This window comes from Pollutimonas rozaliensis (assembly GCF_048751585.1).
In the GTDB taxonomy this organism is placed as follows: Bacteria; Pseudomonadota; Gammaproteobacteria; order Burkholderiales; family Burkholderiaceae_B.
The window spans coordinates 1-258 of record NZ_JAZHOB010000221.1 but is presented as its reverse complement, the minus strand read 5'-3'; the positions used below and the strand labels follow the sequence as shown (position 1 = coordinate 258).

Sequence of the window (258 nt, the reverse complement as noted above, 5' to 3'; positions counted from 1 at the left end):
AGTCCCCAAGGGGTAAGACCTTTACGTTTTGTTGTTTTAGCATTGGCCTTTGTCATTTCGTCTTCAATGCCCCATTTGGAAACATAATCTGAAGCATAAGATCCATCTTTGACAGTACAGCCATGTTGATTTGGTTCAGGTAAGCCGGAGTTAATGCAAGCATTCTTCCATGCTTTTTTATAAAAAATCTCTAGGGCTGAAGATGTGATCCCATCGTTGGTAAAAACAATCATATGGATGTGAGGATGAAAGCCGTTC

General features: G+C 40.3%; 1 protein-coding gene. It reads right to left on the bottom strand.

The genetic code is table 11. The annotated features are described in order from the left end of the window. The coding region (locus V0R37_RS22660) for a hypothetical protein (protein ID WP_489685823.1) at positions 1–258 on the bottom strand (258 nt) is incomplete at both ends.